Raw genomic sequence first — 22,023 nt, forward strand, 5'->3', positions numbered from 1 at the left:
ACTTGTTGCGACGCGCCCTTGCCGACGCGCACATGACCGAAGCCGGCGTTGCGGCCCGCCTGGGCGTCGACCCCAAAACCGTCCACCGATGGGTCGCCGGACGCCTGCCCTACCCACGCCACCGGACAAGGATCGCGTCACTCGTCGGCCGAGACGAGGCGGACCTCTGGCCACAACTCACGCTGACGAACGCCCAGGCAGAGACACCGGTGATCGAGATCCTCGCGACCTACCCGCACCGCTGGGCCGTACCTCGCCCGGTCTGGCAGCAGCTCTTCAACAGCGCGCGAGACGAGATCGGCATCCTGGCCTACGCGGGCCTCTTCCTCGCCGAAGACACCGGCATCATGCGCGCACTAGCCGACAGAGCACGTGACGGCGTCAGTGTGCGCATCCTCCTCGGAAATCCGGATGGGGCGTGCGTCGCTGAACGCGGCAGCGACGAGGGCGTAGGCGAATCCATGGCCGCAAAAATCCGAAACGCCCTCGTCCACTACCGGGCCCTACAGGACGTAGACGGCGTTGAGATCCGGCTACACGACACCGTTCTCTACAACTCGATCTACCGCGCCGATCACGACCTACTGATCAACCCCCACGCGTACGGCATCGCCGCGTCTCACGCGCCCGTGTTGCACCTGCGGAGAGCAGGGGACGGTGATATGGCAAGCACCTATCTGGAGAGCTTCGAGCGCGTGTGGTCGAGCGCCGCTCTCCTTCCGTAGGCAAGGGAAGGGCGTGCTTGTGAGGTTCGTGTCGGAGTGACGGGGCGCGCTTGATTCGGGTCGCGAAGATGACCGGCCATCGATGCTTCAGCAGATCAGCACCGAAGCTCAAGCTCCCGGGATTTTCTACGTCCCCCCAAGTTGTGAGCGGAGGATCTCTATGGCCATTAGCGTGGCATGCTGCATGAGCGAGAGGTCGGAGAGGAGGTCGGATTCATCGTAATCCACCTGCCCCAAAAGGCTGATGACAGGTACGAACTCTCCGCCATCTCCCGTGGCGTAGTCGCGCCAAACCGATCCGATTTGTATTTCGTTGTGAGCGAGACGATTTCGCGTCTTAACGGCCTTCTCAATTGCCTCTAGTTCCCAAGCCCAGTCGTCAATATCGACGAGCTTCTCCACCCATCTCAGTCGTTGCCCTGCCGTCTGCTTGTCAAGCTTGGCGCTGGGATCCAGGGTCCGGATGATCTCGCCCAGCGCTGATTCTAGTTCTGCGGCTTGACCAAGAGCCAGACCGCGGAGGCTGTGCATGTTGGTTGCAGAATAATCATCGTGTTCCGGATACCGGTCGCGAAGTTTCTCCTCATCATCCCTACATGCGCGTCTCCAAACGTTGGTCCATGAGACAACTCCTCTGCCGAACGGGGGTTGTTGCCGCGCCATGAGGCGAGTATGGCAAACGTCCCGCGCCATTGAGACATGAATAACGCCCCCGCCGATCAGGAGTGTCAGCGGGGGCGTTGGTGTCCGCACCTCCGGTTCAGAGCTGTGCGACGGTAGAGACGATCTGCTTCACCCTGCGGCGGTCGATGCCGTGTTTCTCGGCGAGGTAGCGCTGTGAGAGCGGGCGGCCGGGACCGTTGAGGCTCGCCCTGTACTCGTCCAGCACCGCTTGTTCCGGTGTCTGCTCCGTCTTGGTGCGGGACGGTACCGGTTCGGTGCGTTGCTCGTCCTGGACGTGGTCCGAGTGTGCTGCGGCGCGTGTGAGGGTCATAAGGAGTTCGAAGGAGCCGACTAGCGCGAGGGCGGGCCATGCGCTGACTGCCGCGCCTATGACACCGTGGGATGCGCCGTGCGCCACATTTGCGCCTACCGTGGCCACGATGCCCACGGCGAGGCTCCACTTGGCCAAAGGCGGTGCGGGCTGCTTTCGGCGGCTGGCGTCCAGCATCACCATGGACGCTGCCCAGATGAGGCCGTCCACCGTGAACGGGACGAGGCGTGCGGTCGGACCCGTCTCGCCGTTCGAGTGGACGAGTTCGTAGGCGTGGCGGTACGAGATGACGGCCGCTACGGCGGCCACCGCAACCACGGCGAGGGCCGTTGTGATTCTGATGAGGCGGTCAGTCACGGGCCAGCTCCCTTCGCCACTCGATCACGCAGGGGTCGTTTTCGCCGTGGGTGATGGTGCGCTCGGCGAGCATCAGGGACGTGATTGCGGAGTTGCGGTCTAGGGGGCGGGGGCTTGTGGTGACGTGCCAGCCGCAGTCTGTGCGGGTGGCGGTGGCGATGGTTTCGCCGTCCAGGACGATGGTCATCTTGTCTTCGGTGATCTTTAGGGACATGACGCCTCCTCTCTCGTCCGGGGAGCCACGGGAGCCAGGGCCGGGAGCCAATGAGGCTCGATCCGGTTCGACTCGCCGCGACTCACCCGGGCGTTTTTGCTGGTGAGAGGGCTCCTTGTCGACGTCTTCCGACGTGATCCGATTCCGGCGGAGGGTGCACGGCTAATGCGGGTTTAACGCGGTGGGGGGTGTTATGGCGCTTCGTCCGGGGTGTGTGGCCTCGGGGGAGAGGGCGTGATGAGGGAACGGGTGTGGGCCGCGGTGATCGCGGTGTCGGTCGTGCTTGGGGCGGCCGGGTGCGGGAGTGATGAGGAGAGCGGGGTGGCGAGTGTCGGTGGGTCGGCGGCGGCTACGGCGTCGGGGTCGGCCTCGGCCTCGCTTTCGCCCGAGGACGCGCAGCTCAAGTTCGCGCAGTGCATGCGGGAGAACGGGGTGGACGTTCCCGACCCGAGCAGCGTCGACCAGAAATCGACGCGGCTGGGCAAGGGGACCGACAGGAAGAAGCTTCAGGCGGCGCTGGAGAAATGCCAGTCGTGGCTGAAGGCCGGAGGGAAATTCCCGGATCTCAAGGATCCGAAGGTTCGTGACCAGTACGTCAAGTTCGCGCAGTGCATGCGCGAGCACGGCGTGGACGTTCCCGATCCGGGGCCGGACGGGCAGATCGTGGTTCCGACGGCGAGCATCGGCCGGGACGCGGTCGAGAAGGCGCGGGCGGCGTGCAGGGGCAGCCTGCCGGGGGCCGGGAAGTGAGGCGCGGGGTCGTCGCGGGCGGGATGGCCGTCGTGGTGGTGGTCGGCGGCGGGAGCGCGCTGGCCTGGACGGCGGACGGCGGCGAGGCGCAGGCCGGGAACACGGCGAAGCTGCGGACCGCCGTGGTCAGCCGGGGTGATCTCGTGGACACCGAGACGGTCGACGGGAAGCTCACCCACGACGACGTCCGCGAGGTGTGGACGGGCGCGTCCGGCGTCGTGACATGGGCGCCCGAGGAGGGAGCGACCGTCAAGCGGGGCGGGGCGCTGCTGAAGGTCGCGGGCGACCCCGTGACGCTCATGTACGGCGGCAGCCCCATGTACCGGACGCTCAAGAACGGCGACTCGGGGAAGGACGTGCGGCAGCTCGAACAGAACTTGCGGGCACTCGGTTACCAGGGGATGACCGTGGACGAGGAGTTCACCGGGGCCACCGAGATCGCGGTCAAGGAATGGCAGGACGATCGCGGCCTTGAGCAGACCGGAATGGTCGATGGCGTGCAGGTCGTGTTCCTGGACGGGCCCGTCCAGATAAGGGAGGTCAAGGCGCCGGAGGGAAAGCAGACGGCCAAGGGGCAGCCCGTGCTGACCGTGGCCGGCACCCGGCGGGTCGTGCATGTCGACCTGGACGCCGACAAGCAGGACCTCGCCCGGAAAGGCGCGAAGGTCTCCGTGGAATTGCCGGGCGGGAAGAAGGTCGAAGGGACGATCAGCAGCGTCAGCGAGGTCGCGCAGAGCACGGGGGAGGGGCAGGAGAAGAAGACCACGATCGGCGTCGACATCTCGCTCGGCGACGCCGGGACGGGGCGGTTCGACGAGGCGCCGGTCAGCGTCGAGCTGGAGAGCGAGCGGCGCGAGGACGTCCTGTCGGTGCCGGTGGAGGCGCTGCTCGCGCTGCGCGAGGGCGGCTTCGGGGTCGAGGTCGTGGACGGCGGGCGGCGGCGCCTCGCGGCCGTGGAGATCGGGGCGTTCGGGGGCGGTCGGGTCGAGGTCGCCGGGGCCGGGGTCGCCGAAGGCGTGCAGGTCGGGGTGCCCGCGGAATGACGAACATCGTGGAGCTGGCCGGGGTGGCCAAGGAGTACGGGGGCGGCGTCGCGGCGCTGCGGGGCGTGGACCTGGTGATCGGGGCGGGGGAGATGGCGGCGATCGTCGGGCCCTCGGGGTCGGGGAAGTCGACGCTCCTGCACATGATCGGGACGCTGGACCGTCCGACCAGGGGAAGCGTGCGGGTCGCCGGGCACGAGGTGGCGGGGCTGAGCGACCGGGCGCTGTCGGCCCTGCGGGCGCGCCATATCGGGTTCGTGTTCCAGCAGTTCCATCTGGCGGCGGGCGTGAGCGCGCTCGACAACGTCGCCGACGGGCTCCTGTACAGCGGGGCCGGGCTGAGGGAGCGCAGGGAGCGGGCGAGGGCCGCGCTCGGACGGGTCGGGCTCGGGCACCGGACCGGGCACCGGCCGCACGAGCTGTCGGGCGGTGAGCAGCAGCGGGTCGCGGTGGCGCGGGCCGTGGTGGGCGAGCCCGGCCTGCTGCTGGCGGACGAGCCGACCGGCAACCTCGACTCCGCGGCGGGCGCCGAGGTGCTGGCGCTGCTGGAGGAGCTGAACCGCGCCGGGACCACCGTCGCGATCATCACGCACGATCTGGACGTGGCGGCCGCGGCGCCGCGCCGGGTCCGGGTCCTGGACGGCCTGATCGTGGCCGACGAGCGGGCGGGGGCGGGCAGCCGATGAGCGCGACGTCAGAACTGGAACCGGCCAGGCTCGGCCCGGCGGACGTGCTGCGCGTCGGCCTGGGCGGGTTGCGGGCGCGTCCGGCGCGGGTGGTGCTGTCCGCGCTCGGCATCGCGATCGGGATCGCCACGATGGTCGCGGTGATCGGGATCTCGTCGTCCGGGAAGGAGGACCTGCTGCGGCGGCTCGACCGGCTCGGCACGAACCTGCTGACGGCCCGGCCGGGCGACACGCTGTTCGGCGAGAAGGCCGCGCTGCCGGAGTCGGCGCCGGAGATGGTCCGGCGGATCGGGCCGGTCACGGCGGTCGGTGCGACGGGCGCCGTGGCCGCGACCGTCCGCCGCACCGACAAGATCCCGGACGAGGTCACGCACGGCATCTCCGTCCAGGCCGCGACGCCTGACCTGCTCGGCACCCTCGGCGTGGGGACGGCGAGCGGGCGCTGGCTGAACGCGGGCACGGCCCGCTACCCGGGCGTCGTGCTCGGCGCGGAGGCGGCGCGGCGGCTCGGCCTGGACCGGGCGGGCGGCCAGGTGTGGATCGGCGGGCGCTGGTTCGTCGTCCTCGGCGTCCTGCGGCCTGCGGAGCTGGCGCCGGAGATCGACCGTTCCGCGCTCGTCGGCTGGGACGCGGCGCGCCGCTACCTGGGCTTCGACGGGCACCCGACGACGATCTACGAGCGGTCGGCGGACGACTCCGTCGCCGATGTACGGGAGGTTCTCGCGCGGACGGTGAATCCGGAGCATCCCGAGGAGGTCCAGGTCAGCCGTCCCTCGGACGCGCTGGAGGCCAAGGCGGCCGCGACCGGCGCGTTCACCGGGCTGCTGCTCGGGCTCGGCGCGGTCGCGCTGCTCGTCGGCGGCGTCGGCGTCGCGAACACGATGGTGATCTCGGTGCTGGAGCGGCGCCGCGAGATCGGGCTGCGCCGCTCGCTCGGTGCGACGCGCGGCCAGGTCCGGACGCAGTTCCTCGCCGAGTCGCTGCTGCTGTCGGCGTTCGGCGGCGCGGCGGGCGTCGTCCTCGGCGCGGCCGTGACCACCGGGTTCGCGCTGTGGAAGGGCTGGCCGCCGGTGGTCCCCGTGTGGGCGCTCGGCGGCGCGCTCGCCGCGACGCTCGCGATCGGGACCGTCGCGGGGCTCTATCCGGCGATGCGCGCGGCGCGGCTGCCCCCGACCGCGGCCCTGGCCACCGTCTGACTCTGGCGACGCCGTCATGAACGGGTGCATGATTGGGACGACGCTGTCTCGCCTGGGGGAGGTGACTCCACAGCCATGCCGGTGCCACGCCCGCTTCGCGAACGCTGCCGGGAGTTCCTCGGGATCGACGGGGAGATCCGCTACATCTTCCCCGCGATGGCCTACGGCGGCGGGGCGGGTTTCATCTTCGTCATCACCGACGACCAGATCGCGGTGATCTCCACCGGCGCGATGAGCCGCAGCACGCCGAAGTCCGTGTGGGGGAGCTACCCGCGCGGCACCCGGCTCGGGCCGGTGGAGACCAACGCGGGCGCGTCGTTCGAGTTCGCGGGCGCGGTGTTCGAGATGGACGACGAGTACATCGCGGTCGTCAACGCGGCCGACGCCGAGATCTTCGACCGAGACAGCCTCCCGAAGGACCCCCTCCCCGACCTCTGAGGCGCGCGGAAAGGCCCGTCCGGCTCAGAGGTCGCCCTTGCACTCCAGGCGGAGGAAGGCGCGGGCGAGGGGCTGCGCGGTGAGCTCGACCTGCCAGCGGCGGGCGCCGAGGTCGCGCAGCGCGGCGGCGATCGCCGAGGCGGACGCCTCCGGCGGCGGCGTCCAGGCCAGCCGCCGGACGGAGTCGGGCTGCATGAGGTTCTCCGACGGCATGGAGTGCTCGTCGGCGAGCGCGGCGACGACGGCGCGGGCGGCGGTGAGGCGCTTGGCGGCCTCCGGGTCGCGGTCGGCCCAGCGGTGCGCGGGCGGCGGGCCGTCGCCGGGGACGGTCGGCTCCGGCAGGCCGCGGTCGGTGAGGTCGCGGGCGCGGGCGACGGCGCGCAGCCACGCGGACTGGTGCCGGCGGGCGCCGCGGCCCCGCATCGTCGGCAGGGCCTGCAGCTCGGCGGGGGTGCGCGGGGCGCGCTGCGCCAGCTCGATGATCGCGGCGTCCTGCAGCACCCGGCCCGGGGACAGGTCCCGCTCGCGGGCGATCTTGTCGCGGGCCTCCCAGATCTCCCGGACGGTGGCGAGCGCGCGCCGGTTGCGCACCCGGTGGATGCCGGACGTGCGGCGCCACGGGTCGGCCCGCGGCGGCTTCGGCGGCGTCGTCAGGATCGCGGCGAACTCCTCCAGCGCCCATTCCAGCTTGCCCGCCGCCTCCAGCTCGTCGTGCAGGGCGTCGCGCAGCTCGACCAGCAGCTCGACGTCCAGCGCGGCGTAGCGGAGCCAGTCCTCCGGGAGGGGGCGCGTCGACCAGTCGGCCGCCGAATGCCCCTTCTCCAGCAGGAAGCCCAGCACGTTCTCGACCATCGACCCGAGCCCGACGCGCGGATAGCCGAGCAGCCGCCCCGCCAGCTCGGTGTCGAACAGCCGGCGCGGGACGAGGCCGACCTCGGCCAGGCACGGGAGGTCCTGGTTGGCGGCGTGCAGGACGAGCTCGGCGTCGGCTATCGCGGCGTCCAGGCCGGACAGGTCGGGCAGCGCGATGGGGTCGATCAGCGCCGTGCCGGCGCCCGCGCGGCGCAGCTGGATCAGGTACGCGCGCTGCCCGTACCGGTAGCCGGACGCCCGCTCGGCGTCGACGGCCACGGGCCCGGCGCCCGCGGCGAACGCCGCGATGACACGTTCCAGGTCGGCGGCGTCGGTGACGACGGACGGGACGCCCTCGCGCGGCTCCAGCAGCGGGACGGGCGGGGGAGCGTCCCCGGCCTCGGCGGCCGGCTCCCGCGCGGCCTGCTCTGGAACGGTCCCGGACCGCGTCGCGGCCGTGGTCTCAGCACCGGTGTCCCGCTCGGGGCCGGTGGCGCGCGTTTCGGACACTCCCACAGAACCTTTTTCATCCTCGGGTCGACGAGCCGTGCGAGGCTTCCGGGACGCGGACGGACGAAAAGGGCTGCCGGCTCCCGTGTGCACTTCCGCCGCCTCGGTCTCGGACGCTGTGCTCACGTCCCCTACCGTACGTCGCTCAGCCGCTTGCCCCGCCCGGACGGTCCGGCAGCGCGGCGACGCCGGACGGCGGCAGGCCCGCCGTCGTGCACATCACCTCGCACCAGGCCGCCACGTGCGGGGCGAGATCGTCGCCCGTCGGGGACCAGGACGCGCGCAGCTCCAGTTCCGTCGTGGACGGCTCGTCGCGCTTGTCGCCGAAGCTCTCCGACACCGCGCGGGTGATCGTCCCCGACACGCCCGCGTACCCGGCGGGCTCCAGCGCCTCGAGCAGCCAGTCCCACGCGACGGAGCCGATCAGCTCGTCGGCGGCGATCTCGGGCTCCAGATCGGCGCGGATGTAGGCGACGATGCGGAACCCGTTCGTCCAGCCGCTGTCGCCGCCCGGGTCGTACAGGACGATGAGGCGCCCCATCGCGACCTCGGTGTCGTCGTCGCGGTAGACGCTGCCGGACAAGGCGGCGGCGTAGGGCGCCAGGCTCTGCGGGGCGGGCATGTCCTCCAGATCGAGCTCCGGACGGACGCCCGGCCCGTCGAGGATCTCGCGGAGCGTGCCGAGTGCCCGCTGGAAGGCAGGTGGGTTCATGGATGGACCGGCCTGATCGCGGGGGAGTGGTCGGGTGCGGGGGCGTGGGTCGGGTCGGCTCTCGGGTCGGCGATGTCGGAACGGGGCGGTGACGGGGGAACGCGGAGGGGATGCAGGCACGGCACAGGTGGTTTCGTTTCGGGGGCCGGGCCGGTCAGGCCACGGCCCGCACGGTGGCGGCGCGGCCGGCGGGCGCGCCGGAGGCCAGGGTTGCCAGGGCGGGCGCGGGGGCGGCGGGGACCCGCCCGGCGCCGGGCGCGGTCAGCGGCGAGCCGACCATGACGGCCGCGCCGCACTCCGTGCAGGCCCGCTCGGGGCACTCCTCACCATGACCGTCCGGACACGGCGGCTGCTCGAACATACGTTCATCACCGCAGGTGGAGCAGTACAAGGGGGACCTCCCTCGGCTATGACACGCATCACGTTCGCACGCGCGGGTGACAGAATGCGGGACTTCGCTCGGCGTGTCCGGAAGTTCGTGCCGGTCCAGGGCCCGTTCCCGTGCTTTCTCACCGTTTTTTCGTGGGACGATCGCAACGTGACTGACAGTGCCGCGACCGAGAGCCCCTTCCTGCAGGCATGCCGTCGGCGTCCCGTGCCGCACACGCCCGTGTGGTTCATGCGGCAGGCCGGACGCTCGCTGCCCGAGTACCTGCGCGTCCGCGACGGCGTCCCGATGCTGGAGTCCTGCGCCCGCCCCGACATGATCGTCGAGATCACGATGCAGCCGGTGCGCCGGTACGCGGTGGACGCGGCGATCTTCTTCAGCGACATCATGGTGCCGCTCAAGGCCATCGGCGTGGACCTCGACATCAAGCCGGGCGTGGGCCCCGTCATCGCCGACCCGATCCGGGACGCGGCGGGCGTGGCGGCGCTGCGGCCGCTCGCGCCGGACGACGTCCCGTACGTGACCGAGGCCGTCCGGGGACTGGTCGGGGAGCTCGGGGCCACCCCGCTGATCGGGTTCGCGGGCGGCCCGTTCACGCTCGCCTCGTACCTGATCGAGGGCGGGCCGTCCAAGAACCACGAGCGCACCAAGGCCCTGATGTACGGCGAGCCCGAGCTGTGGGCCGACCTCATGGCCAGGCTCGCCGACCTCACGATCGCGTTCCTGAAGGTGCAGGTCGCCGCGGGAGCGAGCGCCGTGCAGCTGTTCGACTCGTGGGTCGGCGCGGTCGCCGCGCAGGACTACCGCGAGTCCGTGCTGCCGCACACCCGCCGCATCTTCGCCGAGATCGAGCAGCTCGGCGTCCCGCGCATCCACTTCGGCGTCGGGACGGGCGAGCTGCTCGGCCTGATGGGGGAGGCGGGCGCGGACGTCGTCGGCGTCGACTGGCGGGTGCCGCTGGACGAGGCCGTCAGCCGCGTCCCGCACGGCAAGGCGCTGCAGGGCAACCTCGACCCGGCGATCCTGTTCGCCCCGTGGGAGACGGTGGAGCGCCGGGCCCGGGACGTGCTCGCCCGCGGCCGCACCGCCGAGGGCCACATCTTCAACCTGGGGCACGGCGTGCTGCCGTCCACCGACCCGGACGTGCTGGCCCGCCTCGTGGACCTCGTCCACGAGGCGAGCACCGAAGACACGCTCTAGCCGGGCGGCGGCGGCCCCTTCGGAGACCCCGGCCCCGACGGCCCGGAGCCGGCGGCGGCCTGCTCCGGCGCGGGCGCCGGCGGGCCCGGCCTGCGGGGCGCCGGACGGCCGGAGCCGATCCCGAAGCGCTCGCGCAGGCGGTGCCGGAACGCCACCACGGGCACGGCGATCACCGCGGCCAGGACGAGGAAGGGCAGGAGCCAGGCGAACAGGACGGCGGCGCCGCCGACGAACGCGGCGAAGGCGTTCCAGCCGTCGCCGAGCGCGTCCACGAACCCGCCGTCGTCGTCCTTCTCCTCGGCCCGCGCGGGCTTGCTCTCCAGCGTGACGGTCACGGTCGCGTACTGGGTGCTGCTCTTGAGCGCCTTCTCGCGCGCCTGCAGCGCCTCCAGGTCCGACTCCCGCTCCGCGATCTCCTGCTCGACGTTGATGATCTCGCTGACGGAGTTCGCCCGTTCGAGCAGCTTGCGGAACGACGCCAGCGTCGCCTCGGCCGACCGGACGCGGGCCTCCACGTCCGCGACCTCGCCCGTGACGTCCTCGGCCTCCTGCGTCAGCGACAGCTTGGTCCCGAGCTGCGTGCTGAGCTGGTTCAGCAGCTCGGTGTAGCGGGGGGCGGGGATCTTCAGGGCGATCTCGGAGCGGGCCGGGTCGCTCGAACTCGACTCCCGCTCGACGTAGCCGCCCGCCGCCGCGACCATCTGCTTGGCCTTGGTGGCGGACGCGTCCACGTCGCCGGCCCTGACCCGGAGCCGCGCCGTGTGGACGACCTCGCGCGCGCCGGCCAGGGGCGCCTGCGGCGTCGTCCGGGCGCCGGGCTCCGCGTTCCTCCCGCCGGTCCCCGTCTGGCGCTCCGGCGCGGCGGCACCTCCCTTGTCCACGGTGCTCGACTCGCCGCCCCCGCCGTCGCTGCCGCTGCAGGCGGCGAGCGTGCCGGCGAGCAGGAGGACGACCATCACGTACGCGACCTGCCTGACATTCCTGACGATCCGCATGGGCGTTGGACGGAGATGGCGCAGGTCACAGTTCCGGCGGGCGCGTCGCGATCCGGGCACGAACAGGGCACACGGACGTCACGGCGTCCAAGGTTCCGCCGGCGGACCCGGTGCGCGGTACCGCGGGGCGTCTGGGAGGCTTGGGGCATGTCCACGTCCCACGCCGTCGTCGTCGGGGGCGGCATCGCGGGCCTCGCCGCCGCGCGCCTGCTCGCCCGCGGCGGGGTGCGCGTGACCGTGCTGGAGGGCTCCCCGCGGATCGGCGGCAAGCTGCGGGTCAGCGAGATCGCGGGGATACCGGTGGACGAGGGCGCCGAGGCGATGCTCGCCCGCCGCCCCGAAGGGCTCGACCTGGTCCGCGACCTCGGACGCGGCGACGACCTCGTGAACCCCGGCACCACGTCCTCGGCGATCTTCAGCCGCGGCGCGCTGCGGAAGATCCCGTCCGGGCAGGTGATGGGCGTGCCGTCCGACCTGCGGGCGCTGGCCGCGTCCCAGGTGCTGTCCCCGGCCGGGCTGGCGCGCGTCCCGCTCGACCTCGTCCTGCCGGAGACGCGGCGCGGGGACGACGTGTCCGTCGCCGGGTTCATCGGCGCCCGCGTCGGCCGCGAGGTCGTCGACCGGCTCGTCGAGCCGCTGCTCGGCGGCGTGTACGCGGGACGCGCCGAGCTGCTGTCGTTCGACTCGACGCTGCCCGCCGTCGCCGCCGCCGCGCGCACCCACCGCTCGCTGATCGGCGCCGTGCAAGGCGTCCGGGACGCCGCGCCCAAGGACCCCGGCCCGGTGTTCGCCACCCTGCCGGACGGCCTCGGCGCCCTTCCGCACCTGCTCGCGGACGACATCGCCGCCGCCGGGGGCACGATCAGGACGAACGCGACCGTCCGCGAGCTGCGCCGCCGCGACGGCGGCTGGCGGCTCACCGTCGGCCCGACCCGCGACCCCGAACAGCTGGACGCCGACGCCGTCGTGATCGCCGTTCCGGCCGCGCCCGCGTCCCGGCTCCTCAAGCCGGACGTCCCGGCCGCCGCCCGCGAGCTCGCCGGCATCGAGTACGCCAGCATGGCGATCGTCACGCTCGCCTACCGGACCACCGCGTTCCCGCGCCTCCCCAAGGGCAGCGGCTACCTCGTCCCGGCCGTGGAGAGCGACCCGGAGCGCGGCGGACGCGGCGTCAAAGCCGTTACGTTCAGCTCGGTAAAATGGCCTCACCTGCGCGAACGCGACCCCGGCGTCATCGCGGTGCGCTGCTCCATCGGGCGGTTCGGCGAGGAGCGGCTGCTGCAGCGGGCCGACGACGAGCTGACCGCCACCGCGATGGCCGAGCTGGCCGCGACCTGCGGCGTCGCCGAGCTGCCCGTGGAGAGCCGGGTGACCCGGTGGGGGGGCGGCCTCCCGCAGTACAACGTGGGCCACGCCGACCGCGTGGCCAAGATCCGGGTCGCGGTCGCCGGGCAGCCGGGGCTCGCCGTCGCGGGCGCGGCCTACGACGGCCTGGGCATCCCCGCGTGCATCGCCTCCGCGCGCGCGGCCGCCGCCCGGATCGCACCGCAACTCGGAAGGGTGGGCAGATCATGACGCAGCCGGCGGGCAAGCCGAAGGCACGCGAACTCAACAACGTCATCCGCTACACGATGTGGTCGGTCTTCCGGCTCGCGACCCCCGGCTCGGTGGGCGAGCGGGACGCCGCCGAGGTCCAGGACCTCCTGGACCAGGCCGCCGAGAAGGACGTCACCACCCGCGGCGCCTACGACGTCGCCGGGCTGCGCGCCGACGCCGACTACATGTTCTGGTGGCACGCGCCCACGTCCGACGACCTCCAGGAGGTCTACACCCGGTTCCGCCGGACGTTCCTCGGCCGCAACAGCGAGCCGGTGTGGTCGCAGATGGCGCTGCACCGCCCGGCGGAGTTCAACAAGAGCCACATCCCGGCGTTTCTCGCCGACGAGGAGCCGCGCGCCTACGTGTGCGTGTACCCGTTCGTCCGGTCCTACGAGTGGTACCTGCTGCCGGACGAGGAGCGGCGCGCGATGCTCGCCGAGCACGGCAAGATGGCGCGCGACTACCCCGACGTCCGGGCCAACACGGTGGCGTCGTTCGCGCTCGGCGACTACGAGTGGATGCTGGCGTTCGAGGCGGACGAACTGCACCGCATCGTCGACCTGATGCGGCACCTGCGGGGCGCGCGGGCCCGGATCCACACGCGCGAGGAGATCCCGTTCTACACGGGTCGCCGCAAGCCGGTCGCCGAACTTGTCGCCGGTCTCGCCTGAGATCTGCCCGCGGGGTTAGGAACGGCTTCAACCTGGCCAAACGCGGGGCCGAACTTGAGTAGGGTGCCGGTCGTGAGCAAGTCTCCCGACGGTAGGCCCCGTGGACGGCACGCCCGTCCGCCCTCCGAGTTCGAGATCCGCTGGACCCGCCTCGCCGCGTGGCCGCGCCGGTCGTGGCGGCACCGGCTGGCCGCGGCCGGGACGGTGCTCGCGGCGGGCGCGGCGATCGCGTCCGCCGCCGTGCTGGCGCTGCCCGGCGGGCCGGGGACCGGCGAGTCCGGGACGGCCGCCGTGGCCGTCCGCTCCGCCGCGCCTCCGTCCCCGCAGGGATCGGCGGGCGCCCTCGGCGACCCGGACGAGGTCACCGACGCCGTGCCCTACTTCCAGACCAGGGACCCGGGCAAGAAGGTCGTCAGGCACGTCACGGACGTCCGCCGCAGCGGATCGTTCGTCCGCGTGTACACCGACCTGGGCGAGGAGGAGGAGAACTCCCGGCCCGCCGTCAACCTGTGCGAGTGGACGACCCAGTTCCTGCGCAACGCGGGCGACGACGAGCCCCGCGTCTTCGTCCACGGGGAGAGCGACGGCAACGGCAGCGTCGTCCTCGCGAACAAGCAGAGCGACAGGGACGACTGCGGGGTCGCGGAGACCCGCTAGCGCCATGGGAGGGGCCTTCCGGGAGCCGCCGGAGCTAGTAGCCGCCTCCTGTGCCGCCCCCGTAATCGCCCGCGTCGAACCGTGGGTCGGACAGGTTGCTGGAATCCAGCCCGTGCCCGCGGTGCCGGTTGCGGGGCAGGTCGACCGGTTTCGGGTCTTCGGCCTGGAGGATCCCGCGCAGCCTGGCGTCCTCGACGCCGTCCGGTCCGAGTGCGGCGAGCCGTCCGGCCGGGGACGCGCCCGGCTCCGCGGCGAGCGTCCGGCGCAGCGCCCTGCCGCGCCGGGTGGGCCGCCTGCCGCGCATCAGCCCGGCCTCGCGCAGCGCGTCCGCGACGGCGAGCGCCTCCGCCGACTCCGCGGCCGCCGCGATCACCTGCCCGAGCGGACGCCCGGCGCCCGGGATCGCGGCGAGCACGGCGGCCTCCACCGGATCGCCGGGCTCGCGCACCACGGCGTCGGCCCGGCGCGTCGCCCTGGAGATCCGGATGCCGCGCCGCTCGTACAGGGTGAGCACCGCGACCTGGACGACCCTGGACGGCCCGCCGCAGAGATACGCGACGCCGTAGTGGTCGAGCTCGTCCAATGAGGCCCCTTCGCGACGCTGCCTGGGCCTATTCGGCGGGTTCGAGGGTGAGGGAGATCGAGTTGATGCAGTACCGGTCGTCGGTGGGCGTGTCGTAGCCCTCGCCGTGGAAGACGTGCCCGAGATGCGAATCGCACACCGCGCAACGCACCTCCGTGCGGACCATGCCGAGGGAGCGATCCTCGATCAGCGTGACCTTGTCGGAGTCGGACGGCGCGTAGAACGACGGCCATCCGCAGTGGCTCTCGAACTTGGTCTCCGAGCGGAACAGCTCCGTCCCGCAGGCGCGGCACCGGTACACCCCGACGGTCTTGGCGTCGGTGTACTCGCCGGTGAAGGGCTTCTCGGTGCCGGCCTCCCGCAGCACGTGGAACTCCTCGGGGCTGAGCTCCGCCCGCCACTCATCCTCGCTCTTGCGGATCTTCTCCATACCGTCGACGGTACCCGCCGCCGTGTCCGACCTGTGGGTTAACGTGCTGGGTATGGCCTCGCCCTACATCGAGATCCCGGTCGGGGATCGGCTCGTCAAGGTGTCCAACCCCGACAAGGTCTACTTTCCCGAGCACGGCTACACCAAGCGGCAGCTCGTCGACTACTACGTGGCCGTGGGGGAGGGCATCCTGCGCGCCACCCGCGACCGTCCGACGACGCTGGAGCGCTGGCCCGCCGGCGTCTTCGAGGGCGCCCGCATGGCCACCCGGGAGGACTACGCGCGCGGGCAAGCGGGCATGGGCGCGGGCAAGTCCGACGCGTTCTACCAGAAGCGCGTCCCCAAGGGCGCGCCCGACTGGGTGCGGACGTCCCGGATCGCGTTCCCGAGCGGCCGCTCCGCCGACGAGGTGTGCCCGTCGGAGGTCGCCGTGATCGCGTGGGCGGCCAACCTCGGCACGCTGACGTTCCACCCGTGGCCCGTCCGGGACGGCGACGTCGACCACCCCGACGAGCTGCGCATCGACCTCGACCCGCAGCCCGGCACCGACTTCTCCGACGCCGTCCGCGTCGCGCTCGGCCCGGCCCGCGACCTGCTCGCCGAGCTGGGGCTCACCGGATTCGTGAAGACGTCGGGGAAGGGCGGCGTCCACATCTACGTCCGCATTGAGCCCCGCTGGACGTTCACCGAGGTCCGCCGGGCCGCGCTCGCGTTCGGCCGCGAGGTGGAGCGCCGCGCCCCCGCCGAGGTCACCACCCGGTGGTGGAAGGAGGAGCGCGGCGAGCAGGTCTTCATCGACTACAACCAGAACGCCCGCGACCGGACGATCGCGTCCGCCTACAGCGTCCGGCCCGCCCCGCACGCCCCCGTCTCGGCCCCCGTGACCTGGGACGAGCTGGCCGACGCCGACCCGCACGACTTCACCATCGCCACCATGCCCGCCCGCTTCGCCAAGCTGGGCGACCTGCACGCCGCGATCGACGACGAGTCGTTCTCGCTGCAGGGCCTCCTCGACCTCGCCGACCGCGACGAGCGCGACCACGGCCTCGGCGACATGCCGTATCCCCCCAACTATCCGAAGATGCCCGGCGAGCCCAAGCGCGTCCAGCCGAGCAAGGACACCGACAACCGCTGACCCCATCGGGGTTGCTCCCGGGCCGAAATCAGGTTTTTCCGGCACTCTAATTTTGTGCCTGTGTGGTGAAATTCACTGGCCGATTCCGGACGTGCCAGGCACCGTCCGGTGAGCTGTCATTGTCGCGTTGCGTGATCAACTAGCTCATTTTCCGCTCCTGTCAGGAATCGTCGGACGTCACTTACCGTGCTGTCCGTCACGTGTCCCCCCGGCGCGTCTCCCAGAAGGAGCATGATGGACCAGCCGCACAATGGCTCTTCCCGCCGCACATTCCTGGGCGCGGCGGCGTCCGCGACCCTGCTGCAGGTCATGACCGGCGCCGCTCCGGCCGACGCGGCGACCGCGCCCGCCGGGCCGCTGAAACCGGCCGGAAGGAAGGGCGCCGGGAAGACCGTCGCGATCCTCGGCGCCGGTGTCAGCGGGCTGACCGCCGCGCTGAAATTCGCCGAGGCGGGCTACAAGGTGACCGTTCTGGAAGCGCAGGGGCGCGTCGGCGGGCGCAACCTCACCGCCCGGCGCGGCGACACGATCACCGAGGTGTGGGAGGACGCATCTGTCCGCACCCAGACGTGCAGGTTCGACCGCGGCCTCCACGTCGACCTCGGCCCGGCGCGCCTGTCCTTCGAGCACCAGCGGGTCATCGGAATGTGCCGCAGGCTCGGCGTCGTGCTCGAGCCGTACCTGATGCGGACAGCCGCGAACCTGTACCAGACCGACAGGGTGTGGCGGCGGGCGGCGGTGACCAACGGCCACATCTCCAACGACGTCCGCGGACACATCGCCGCATACGCGGCGGCCGCGGTGAAGAAGGGGCTGCTGGACGCCGGCGGGCTGAGCGACGCCCAGCGCGCCAAGCTGCTGGGCCTGCTGACCGCGTTCGGCGATCTCGACGCGGAGGACCACGCCTACAAGGGGTCCCTGCGCTCGGGGGCCGCCGTTCCGCTCAGCATTCCGGAGAGGCCTCAGAAGGTCGGCGCGCTGTCCCTTTCCGACATCGTGGAAAGTGGATTCTGGGAGCAGCGATTTTACGACGAGTTCGAATACGGCTACCAGGTCACCATGTTCCAGCCGGTCGGCGGAATGGACAATCTCGTCCGCCGGATGGCGTCCGCGCTGCCCGCCGGAACCGTCACCCTCAACGCCCCCGTGCACGCGATAAGGTCGCGGCCGGATGGCGTCCGGATCGCGTGGCAGGATGCCGACGGCCGGCACGACGAGAGTTTCGACTACTGCTTGAGCAGCATCCCCATCCCGGTTTTGCGGCAGCATGTCGAGCTTGAGGGGTTCTCCAGCGAATTCGCGCGGGCCGTCGCCGGCGTCTGGTTCGCGCCCGGGTGCAAGATGGGCTGGCAGGCGAACCGGCGTTTCTGGGAATCGGAGAAGGACCGGATCTACGGCGGCGTCAGCTGGGTCGACGACGAGATCCAGCAGATCTGGTATCCGTCCGGCGACTACTTCTCCTCCGGCAAGGGCGTCCTGATCGGCGCCTACTGCGCCTACGACAACGGGGAGAAGTTCGGCGCCCGCCCGCATGCCGAGCGGCTGAAGGTGGCTCGGGCCGCCGGGGCGAGGCTGCACCGCGAGTTCGCCGACCGGTCCGTCGTCCCCGACCGGCAGGGCCTGAGCATCGCCTGGCACAAGGTGCCCTACCAGCTCGGCGTCTGGGCCCACTGGGACCACACCATCGCCGAGCACCGGGAGATGTACGAGACCCTGGTCAACGTCCAGGGGCACGGCAACGTCATGGTGATCGGCGACCAGGTCTGCCCGATTCCCGGATGGCAGGAGGGCGCGATGATGTCGGCGGATTGGGCCTTCGAGTCCATAGCCCGCCGGCGCGGCGGCCGGGTGACCGTCCGGCGGGCCCCCGACTCCAGGCGCCTCACGGCCGGTCACTGACCTGACGGGCCCCGGCGTGGCGAGGCCGCCGCCCCCTCGGGGACGGCGGCCTCTTCATCGGATCAGTGGAACTTGCGTTCCTGGACGGGCAGCGTGACGCCGGACGGGCCGCGCCACGTCGTCAGCGGCTGCGGGACGAGCGAGGTCGCCGCGTCGTCCCCGCCGACGACCACCGGGATGCTGATGGAGCTGCCGCGCAGATCCACCGTCACCGTGGCCTCGGTGGGCGTCTCGGTGTTGTAGTCGGAGTCCGTCCCGGCGATGACCAGCGCGAGGCGGTGCCCCTTCTTCAGCACGTACTCCTGGCTGAGCGTCTCCCACCGGACGTCGTAGTAGCGGCCCGGCTTCAGCGGCGTGGGACGGCTCAGCGACCGGTCGTTCTGGGCGTCGAGCCAGCCGCGGGCGACCACGTTCACCGGCGACGTCACCGTGGTGACCTCCGTCTGCTTGTAGCAGGCGTCGTCGCCGGGCGCGCTCTCGCCGTTGCAGTCCTCGGTGTCGAGGGTCCGGATGCCGGAGCCCCGGCCGAGGTAGTCGACGCGGGTGTCCTCGCCGTAGTCGACGAGCAGCGCGGTCAGGTTGGACGTGGGCTTGTCCAGCATGATCCGCAGGCGGGCGTCGGGCGTCCCGGACAGGCGCCCGGTCAGCGGCAGCGGGCCCGACACGAACGCGGCTCTGAACGGCTTCGCCGTCCCCGGGTCGCTGACCATCTCGCCCTCCGAACGGCCCAGCCGGTTCGGGCCGAGCTCGTCGGTGAACGTGACCGTCGATCCCTTCGCCGCGGGCTTCAGGCCGAGCGAGCCGTCCGCGCCGGGCCGCAGGGTGACCGGCCGGGCGTCCCGGGACGGCCAGTCCCGCTGGGTGATCCACTGGTCGGGGCCGATCTCGATGTCGGCGCGCGGCTGCCGCATCACGTCGTTGCGGATCTTGTGCAGCTCGTGGTCGAACCACTTGTGCAGGACCGCGACCCAGTCGTCCCGCCTCGTGTCGAACGGGTCGACGTGGCCGCGCTGCGACAGCCACACCTTCCGGTCGATGCCGCGCTTGGCGAGCTCGTTCCACCAGAGCGTGAAGTGGTTGTCTTTCACGTTCAGGTCGTTGACGCCATGGAAGGCGAAGAGGCTGGCGCGGACGTTGCGGACGTCGCCGATCGTCCCGTGCCGGTAGTCGGCGGCCCGCCAGTACGCGTTGTAGTTGCCGGTCGCGTCGTCCTCGCCCTCGCCGAGGTCGGCGCGGACCGCGGCGCACTTCTCGGGCGGGTCGGTGTCGACGTAGTCGGAGAGCCACGGCTGCTCGTTCGTCCAGTACTTCACGCCGTTCATGCGGCTGTAGTCGTACCAGCTGCTGATCGCCGAGATCGGGACGATCGTCTCCAGGCCCTCGACGCCGGTCGCGGCGACGCCGTTCGCGAGCGTCCCGTCGTAGGACTTGCCGATCATGCCGGTGCGGCCGGTGCTCCACGCGGCCTTGACCGCGCTGCCGTCTGCGCGGGTCGCCTTGGCGCGCCCGTTGAGCCAGTCGACCACGGCCTTGACGCCGAGGACGTCGGACGGCCCGCCGCTCACCGGGCAGCCGTCGGACTTCGTCGTCCCGACCATGTCGACGGCGAGGAACGCGTACCCGCGCGGGACGAAGTAGTTGTCGTAGTACAGCGGGAACTTCACCGGGTTCCCGTTCGCGTCGTAGGTCTTGCGCTCGCTCTCGTTGCCGCGTCCCGCGTTGTCGTAGTACGGGCTCGCGTCCATGACCACCGGGACCTTCAGGCCCTTCTCGGTCTCCTTGGGACGGATGATGTCCACGTTGACCCGGTCGCGCTTGCCGTCGCCGTCGCTGTCGACGCCGGACTCGACGTACACGTGCTCGCGGATCGCGTCCTTGTAGGAGAAGACCGGCTGGGTCACGCCGTCCTTCACCACGATCTTGGGGGACGCCTGCGCGAACGCCGTCGCCCCGCCCGCCGCGGCCAGCGCCGCCCCGGTCAGCACGGCCACCGCCATCGTCCGCCGGGTTCGTCTCAGGGATCTCCTGGCCAACCCGCACCTCCCGAATAGAAAATGATCTCTACGGGGGCACAGGGTCTCGCCCGGCGGTGGCCGGGTAAAGGGCGGCGCCCGAGTAACTCAGGCCGGATTTGGTCATGTCCTGCCCTTGCCTTCCGCCCGGCGCCGTGGCCTGGCGCGATGCCGCACCCCGTGCGGTTCGTCGCCGAACCCGGCCCGAAGAGTGCTTTGCGCCTTTAGCGCGGATTGTCGAGATCGGAATTCCCGCCGCGAACACCGGCGGCCGAACTTGATCATGGAGTAGGCATTAGCACCGCCGGCCCGCCGCCGCGGGTGACGCGGACGGGACGTCCGAATGCGGCCACTGTGATGGGTGACGCAGTGGAAAGCGCAGCGGATCGACAACAATCCCCATATTCGATTCATGCTGGACGTGTATGGTGCCGTCCGGCACAACCCGACCGAGACGGGAAAACGGGGGCGTTTCTTTGACGGCGACCACGGGCCGGGCGGCCGGCCCGCCGGATCTGTTCGAGCGCGACGATACGGTGGAACGGCTTCGGGCCCTGGCGGCGGAGGAACGCCTCGAGGCGCGATCGCCCCAGCTCGCCCGCCTCGCCGACGACCTGGAGGCGGAGCAGGATCTCGGCCGGTGGGCGGCCGTCGACCTGTACGCCGCCTTCCTGCGCGACGACACGGTCGGCGATCTTCCGCAGAGCGGCACGCGCCGCTGGACGGCGGCCGTCCTCGACCTCCTGCCCGCCGTGCTGATCTTCCTGCCGATCATGCTGACCTGGATCGGCCTCTACAAGGCGACGAGCGCGTACCGGAGCAGCAGGGGCGATCCCGCGCTCGCCGGCAAGTCCTTCCTAGAGCAGTGGCAGACCGGTTTCAACGGCCGTCTCGGCGAAGGTTTCTATTTCGACCGAATCGCGCTGTGGACGCTCTTCGCGATCGTCTTCCTGATCTTCGTCTCGGTCTGCCAGGCCCTGATCCGCAGGAATTCCGACCGCGCCGACGCGCAGGAGCGGGCGCGACTCACCCGCGACCTCGCGGGAGCGCTCACCGCCGCCGACTTCCACCTCGGCCTTTTCCGGATGGACGACGCCTCCCGCGTCGACCACGCGGCGCAGCGGCTCGAAACCGCCGCCGACGCGGCCGGGAAGGCGGGCGCGGTGGCCAACGACCTCCAGCACCAGGCGCAGAAGGCCCTGGAGCAGACGCGCACCGGCATGGAACGCGTCGAGGAGCTCGCCGCGGCGCTGCTGAAGAGCGACGACGCGATGCGCGCGACCGCCGGGCGCGTCGAGGACGCCATCGACGGCGTCGGCCGGCGGCTGACCGAGATCGCGTCCGCCGCCACGTCCGTCGCCGACGCGGCGGCCGGCCTGTCCCGCTCCTCGACGGCCGACTCCGAGCGCCTCCGCAAGGCCGTGGCGGAGGCCGCGACGGAGCTGCGGTCCGCGGCGGACGCCGACCGGGACCGGCTCGGCGACCGCATCGCGACCGCCCTCGACGCGAGCGGGACGGCGATCCGGACGGCCCTCGACGAATGGCGCACCGAAGGCGCCATGTACTCGCACCGCCACGAGGCCGCCGCCGACCACCTCGGCCTGATCGTCGGCGAGATCGAGCGGCTGCTGACGTCCACGCGGTCCGCGTTCGGCGAGCTGCCCGCGACCGTCCGCGACCTCGACGGCGGGATGACCGCCGCGATCGCGAACATGAAGTCGGAGATGGACCGGCTGCTCACCGGCCTGCCCCTCGCCGACGACCGCACCAGGGCCCTCACCGCCGAGTTCGCCGAGCTGCGGCGCTCGGTCGACCACCTCCGCGACCAGCTCGCCAGGGCGGGCGGACGAAGGCGGCGGTTGTTCCGATGAACCTCCGGACGTCGGTGACCGCCATCGCCGGATGGCTGTTCGCCGACCTGCTCCTCGCGTTCGCCATCGTCGTCCTCGGCACCCAGGACCCGCCGCCCCGCCCGGC

General features: G+C 71.8%; 23 protein-coding genes. 13 read left to right on the forward strand and 10 right to left on the reverse strand.

What is annotated here, in order from left to right; translation table 11 throughout:
* Positions 1-2: 2 nt before the first annotated feature.
* Positions 3-725 carry a DUF5919 domain-containing protein gene (locus tag E1287_RS32980; protein ID WP_131969195.1) on the forward strand — a complete coding sequence of 241 codons (723 nt, stop codon included), beginning with the start codon at positions 3-5 and terminating at the stop codon, positions 723-725.
* A gap of 126 nt (positions 726-851) precedes the next feature.
* Here the strand turns inward: E1287_RS32980 and E1287_RS32985 are convergent, their stop codons facing one another.
* From E1287_RS32985 to E1287_RS32995, 3 genes are all read right to left on the reverse strand, one after another.
* The gene (locus E1287_RS32985) at positions 852-1,388 is read right to left on the reverse strand and encodes a hypothetical protein (protein ID WP_131969196.1); all 537 of its coding nucleotides are present in this window, start codon (positions 1,386-1,388) and stop codon (positions 852-854) included.
* Between the two features lie 97 nt (positions 1,389-1,485).
* The gene (locus E1287_RS32990) at positions 1,486-2,076 is read right to left on the reverse strand and encodes a DUF2637 domain-containing protein (RefSeq protein ID WP_131969197.1); all 591 of its coding nucleotides are present in this window, start codon (positions 2,074-2,076) and stop codon (positions 1,486-1,488) included.
* Positions 2,069-2,290 (reverse strand): hypothetical protein, encoded by a 222-nt coding sequence (locus E1287_RS32995; protein WP_131969198.1) that lies wholly within the window; start codon positions 2,288-2,290, stop codon positions 2,069-2,071. The genes E1287_RS32990 and E1287_RS32995 overlap by 8 nt, the downstream gene beginning before the upstream one ends.
* A gap of 321 nt (positions 2,291-2,611) precedes the next feature.
* Between E1287_RS32995 and E1287_RS33000 the strand changes: the two genes are divergently transcribed.
* The 5 genes from E1287_RS33000 (at position 2,612) to E1287_RS33020 (ending at position 6,403) form a co-directional block, all read left to right on the forward strand.
* On the forward strand, positions 2,612-3,040 hold the full coding sequence (locus E1287_RS33000) for a hypothetical protein (protein WP_131969199.1): 429 nt from the start codon (positions 2,612-2,614) through the stop codon (positions 3,038-3,040).
* Positions 3,037-4,083: a peptidoglycan-binding protein gene (locus E1287_RS33005; protein ID WP_243719591.1), complete on the forward strand. Its 1,047-nt coding sequence runs from the start codon at positions 3,037-3,039 to the stop codon at positions 4,081-4,083. The genes E1287_RS33000 and E1287_RS33005 overlap by 4 nt, the downstream gene beginning before the upstream one ends.
* Positions 4,080-4,769, forward strand: coding sequence for an ABC transporter ATP-binding protein (locus E1287_RS33010; RefSeq protein WP_131969200.1), 690 nt, complete (start codon positions 4,080-4,082; stop codon positions 4,767-4,769). The genes E1287_RS33005 and E1287_RS33010 overlap by 4 nt, the downstream gene beginning before the upstream one ends.
* Entirely contained in the window at positions 4,766-5,965 is a 1,200-nt protein-coding gene (locus E1287_RS33015) for an ABC transporter permease (RefSeq protein ID WP_131969201.1), read from the forward strand. The genes E1287_RS33010 and E1287_RS33015 overlap by 4 nt, the downstream gene beginning before the upstream one ends.
* A gap of 75 nt (positions 5,966-6,040) precedes the next feature.
* Positions 6,041-6,403, forward strand: coding sequence for a hypothetical protein (locus tag E1287_RS33020; protein WP_131969202.1), 363 nt, complete (start codon positions 6,041-6,043; stop codon positions 6,401-6,403).
* Between the two features lie 24 nt (positions 6,404-6,427).
* Here the strand turns inward: E1287_RS33020 and E1287_RS33025 are convergent, their stop codons facing one another.
* From E1287_RS33025 to E1287_RS33035, 3 genes are all read right to left on the reverse strand, one after another.
* A complete protein-coding gene (locus E1287_RS33025; protein WP_207934611.1) occupies positions 6,428-7,627 on the reverse strand; it encodes a ribonuclease D in 1,200 nt (399 codons plus the stop codon).
* A gap of 283 nt (positions 7,628-7,910) precedes the next feature.
* Complete coding sequence (locus tag E1287_RS33030; RefSeq protein WP_131969204.1) at positions 7,911-8,477, reverse strand: DUF3000 domain-containing protein; 567 nt, start codon at positions 8,475-8,477, stop codon at positions 7,911-7,913.
* Between the two features lie 154 nt (positions 8,478-8,631).
* Positions 8,632-8,838, reverse strand: coding sequence for a hypothetical protein (locus E1287_RS33035; protein ID WP_131969205.1), 207 nt, complete (start codon positions 8,836-8,838; stop codon positions 8,632-8,634).
* Between the two features lie 210 nt (positions 8,839-9,048).
* Between E1287_RS33035 and hemE the strand changes: the two genes are divergently transcribed.
* Positions 9,049-10,065: a uroporphyrinogen decarboxylase gene (gene hemE, locus E1287_RS33040; protein WP_279507826.1), complete on the forward strand. Its 1,017-nt coding sequence runs from the start codon at positions 9,049-9,051 to the stop codon at positions 10,063-10,065.
* Here hemE and E1287_RS33045 read toward each other — a convergent pair.
* Positions 10,062-11,060 (reverse strand): DUF4349 domain-containing protein, encoded by a 999-nt coding sequence (locus E1287_RS33045; RefSeq protein WP_131969207.1) that lies wholly within the window; start codon positions 11,058-11,060, stop codon positions 10,062-10,064. The genes hemE and E1287_RS33045 overlap by 4 nt on opposite strands.
* A 147-nt stretch (positions 11,061-11,207) precedes the next feature.
* Here E1287_RS33045 and hemG point away from each other — a divergent pair, with 147 nt between their 5' ends.
* The 3 genes from hemG (at position 11,208) to E1287_RS33060 (ending at position 13,987) form a co-directional block, all read left to right on the forward strand.
* The gene (gene hemG / locus E1287_RS33050) at positions 11,208-12,635 is read left to right on the forward strand and encodes a protoporphyrinogen oxidase (RefSeq protein WP_131969208.1); all 1,428 of its coding nucleotides are present in this window, start codon (positions 11,208-11,210) and stop codon (positions 12,633-12,635) included.
* On the forward strand, positions 12,632-13,330 hold the full coding sequence (hemQ, locus tag E1287_RS33055; protein ID WP_131969209.1) for a hydrogen peroxide-dependent heme synthase: 699 nt from the start codon (positions 12,632-12,634) through the stop codon (positions 13,328-13,330). The genes hemG and hemQ overlap by 4 nt, the downstream gene beginning before the upstream one ends.
* Positions 13,331-13,402: 72 nt before the next feature.
* Complete coding sequence (locus E1287_RS33060) at positions 13,403-13,987, forward strand: hypothetical protein (protein ID WP_131969210.1); 585 nt, start codon at positions 13,403-13,405, stop codon at positions 13,985-13,987.
* Between the two features lie 34 nt (positions 13,988-14,021).
* On the opposite strand, the gene E1287_RS33065 is transcribed toward E1287_RS33060, so the two are convergent.
* The gene (locus E1287_RS33065; RefSeq protein ID WP_131969211.1) at positions 14,022-14,702 is read right to left on the reverse strand and encodes a TIGR04222 domain-containing membrane protein; all 681 of its coding nucleotides are present in this window, start codon (positions 14,700-14,702) and stop codon (positions 14,022-14,024) included.
* Positions 14,599-15,000: a peptide-methionine (R)-S-oxide reductase MsrB gene (msrB, locus tag E1287_RS33070; RefSeq protein WP_131969212.1), complete on the reverse strand. Its 402-nt coding sequence runs from the start codon at positions 14,998-15,000 to the stop codon at positions 14,599-14,601. Before msrB ends, E1287_RS33065 begins: the two co-directional genes overlap by 104 nt.
* 52 nt (positions 15,001-15,052) lie before the next feature.
* Between msrB and E1287_RS33075 the strand changes: the two genes are divergently transcribed.
* Both E1287_RS33075 and E1287_RS33080 read left to right on the forward strand, forming a co-directional pair.
* Positions 15,053-16,135: a DNA polymerase domain-containing protein gene (locus tag E1287_RS33075; protein WP_131969213.1), complete on the forward strand. Its 1,083-nt coding sequence runs from the start codon at positions 15,053-15,055 to the stop codon at positions 16,133-16,135.
* A 231-nt stretch (positions 16,136-16,366) separates the two neighbouring features.
* On the forward strand, positions 16,367-18,034 hold the full coding sequence (locus E1287_RS33080; protein ID WP_131969214.1) for an FAD-dependent oxidoreductase: 1,668 nt from the start codon (positions 16,367-16,369) through the stop codon (positions 18,032-18,034).
* Positions 18,035-18,096: 62 nt separating this feature from the next.
* On the opposite strand, the gene E1287_RS33085 is transcribed toward E1287_RS33080, so the two are convergent.
* Positions 18,097-20,031: a Xaa-Pro dipeptidyl-peptidase gene (locus E1287_RS33085; protein ID WP_131969215.1), complete on the reverse strand. Its 1,935-nt coding sequence runs from the start codon at positions 20,029-20,031 to the stop codon at positions 18,097-18,099.
* A 491-nt stretch (positions 20,032-20,522) separates the two neighbouring features.
* Between E1287_RS33085 and E1287_RS33090 the strand changes: the two genes are divergently transcribed.
* The gene (locus E1287_RS33090) at positions 20,523-21,917 is read left to right on the forward strand and encodes a hypothetical protein (RefSeq protein WP_131969216.1); all 1,395 of its coding nucleotides are present in this window, start codon (positions 20,523-20,525) and stop codon (positions 21,915-21,917) included.
* Positions 21,918-22,023: the final 106 nt, after the last annotated feature.

Origin of the sequence: Actinomadura sp. KC06, from assembly GCF_004348735.1 — a bacterium.
GTDB lineage: Bacteria > Actinomycetota > Actinomycetes > Streptosporangiales > Streptosporangiaceae > Spirillospora.

What these genes read in the sequence shown, in the direction of transcription:
- E1287_RS32985 (WP_131969196.1), bottom strand. Translation starts at nt 1,388, where the DNA reads ATGGCGCGGCAACAACCCCCGTTCGGCAGAGGAGTTGTCTCATGGACC.
- E1287_RS32995 (WP_131969198.1), bottom strand. Translation starts at nt 2,290, where the DNA reads ATGTCCCTAAAGATCACCGAAGACAAGATGACCATCGTCCTGGACGGC.
- E1287_RS33010 (WP_131969200.1), top strand. Translation starts at nt 4,080, where the DNA reads ATGACGAACATCGTGGAGCTGGCCGGGGTGGCCAAGGAGTACGGGGGC.
- E1287_RS33015 (WP_131969201.1), top strand. Translation starts at nt 4,766, where the DNA reads ATGAGCGCGACGTCAGAACTGGAACCGGCCAGGCTCGGCCCGGCGGAC.
- E1287_RS33020 (WP_131969202.1), top strand. Translation starts at nt 6,041, where the DNA reads ATGCCGGTGCCACGCCCGCTTCGCGAACGCTGCCGGGAGTTCCTCGGG.
- E1287_RS33030 (WP_131969204.1), bottom strand. Translation starts at nt 8,477, where the DNA reads ATGAACCCACCTGCCTTCCAGCGGGCACTCGGCACGCTCCGCGAGATC.
- E1287_RS33035 (WP_131969205.1), bottom strand. Translation starts at nt 8,838, where the DNA reads ATGTTCGAGCAGCCGCCGTGTCCGGACGGTCATGGTGAGGAGTGCCCC.
- E1287_RS33045 (WP_131969207.1), bottom strand. Translation starts at nt 11,060, where the DNA reads ATGCGGATCGTCAGGAATGTCAGGCAGGTCGCGTACGTGATGGTCGTC.
- hemG (WP_131969208.1), top strand. Translation starts at nt 11,208, where the DNA reads ATGTCCACGTCCCACGCCGTCGTCGTCGGGGGCGGCATCGCGGGCCTC.
- hemQ (WP_131969209.1), top strand. Translation starts at nt 12,632, where the DNA reads ATGACGCAGCCGGCGGGCAAGCCGAAGGCACGCGAACTCAACAACGTC.
- msrB (WP_131969212.1), bottom strand. Translation starts at nt 15,000, where the DNA reads ATGGAGAAGATCCGCAAGAGCGAGGATGAGTGGCGGGCGGAGCTCAGC.
- E1287_RS33075 (WP_131969213.1), top strand. Translation starts at nt 15,053, where the DNA reads ATGGCCTCGCCCTACATCGAGATCCCGGTCGGGGATCGGCTCGTCAAG.
- E1287_RS33080 (WP_131969214.1), top strand. Translation starts at nt 16,367, where the DNA reads ATGATGGACCAGCCGCACAATGGCTCTTCCCGCCGCACATTCCTGGGC.
- E1287_RS33085 (WP_131969215.1), bottom strand. Translation starts at nt 20,031, where the DNA reads ATGGCGGTGGCCGTGCTGACCGGGGCGGCGCTGGCCGCGGCGGGCGGG.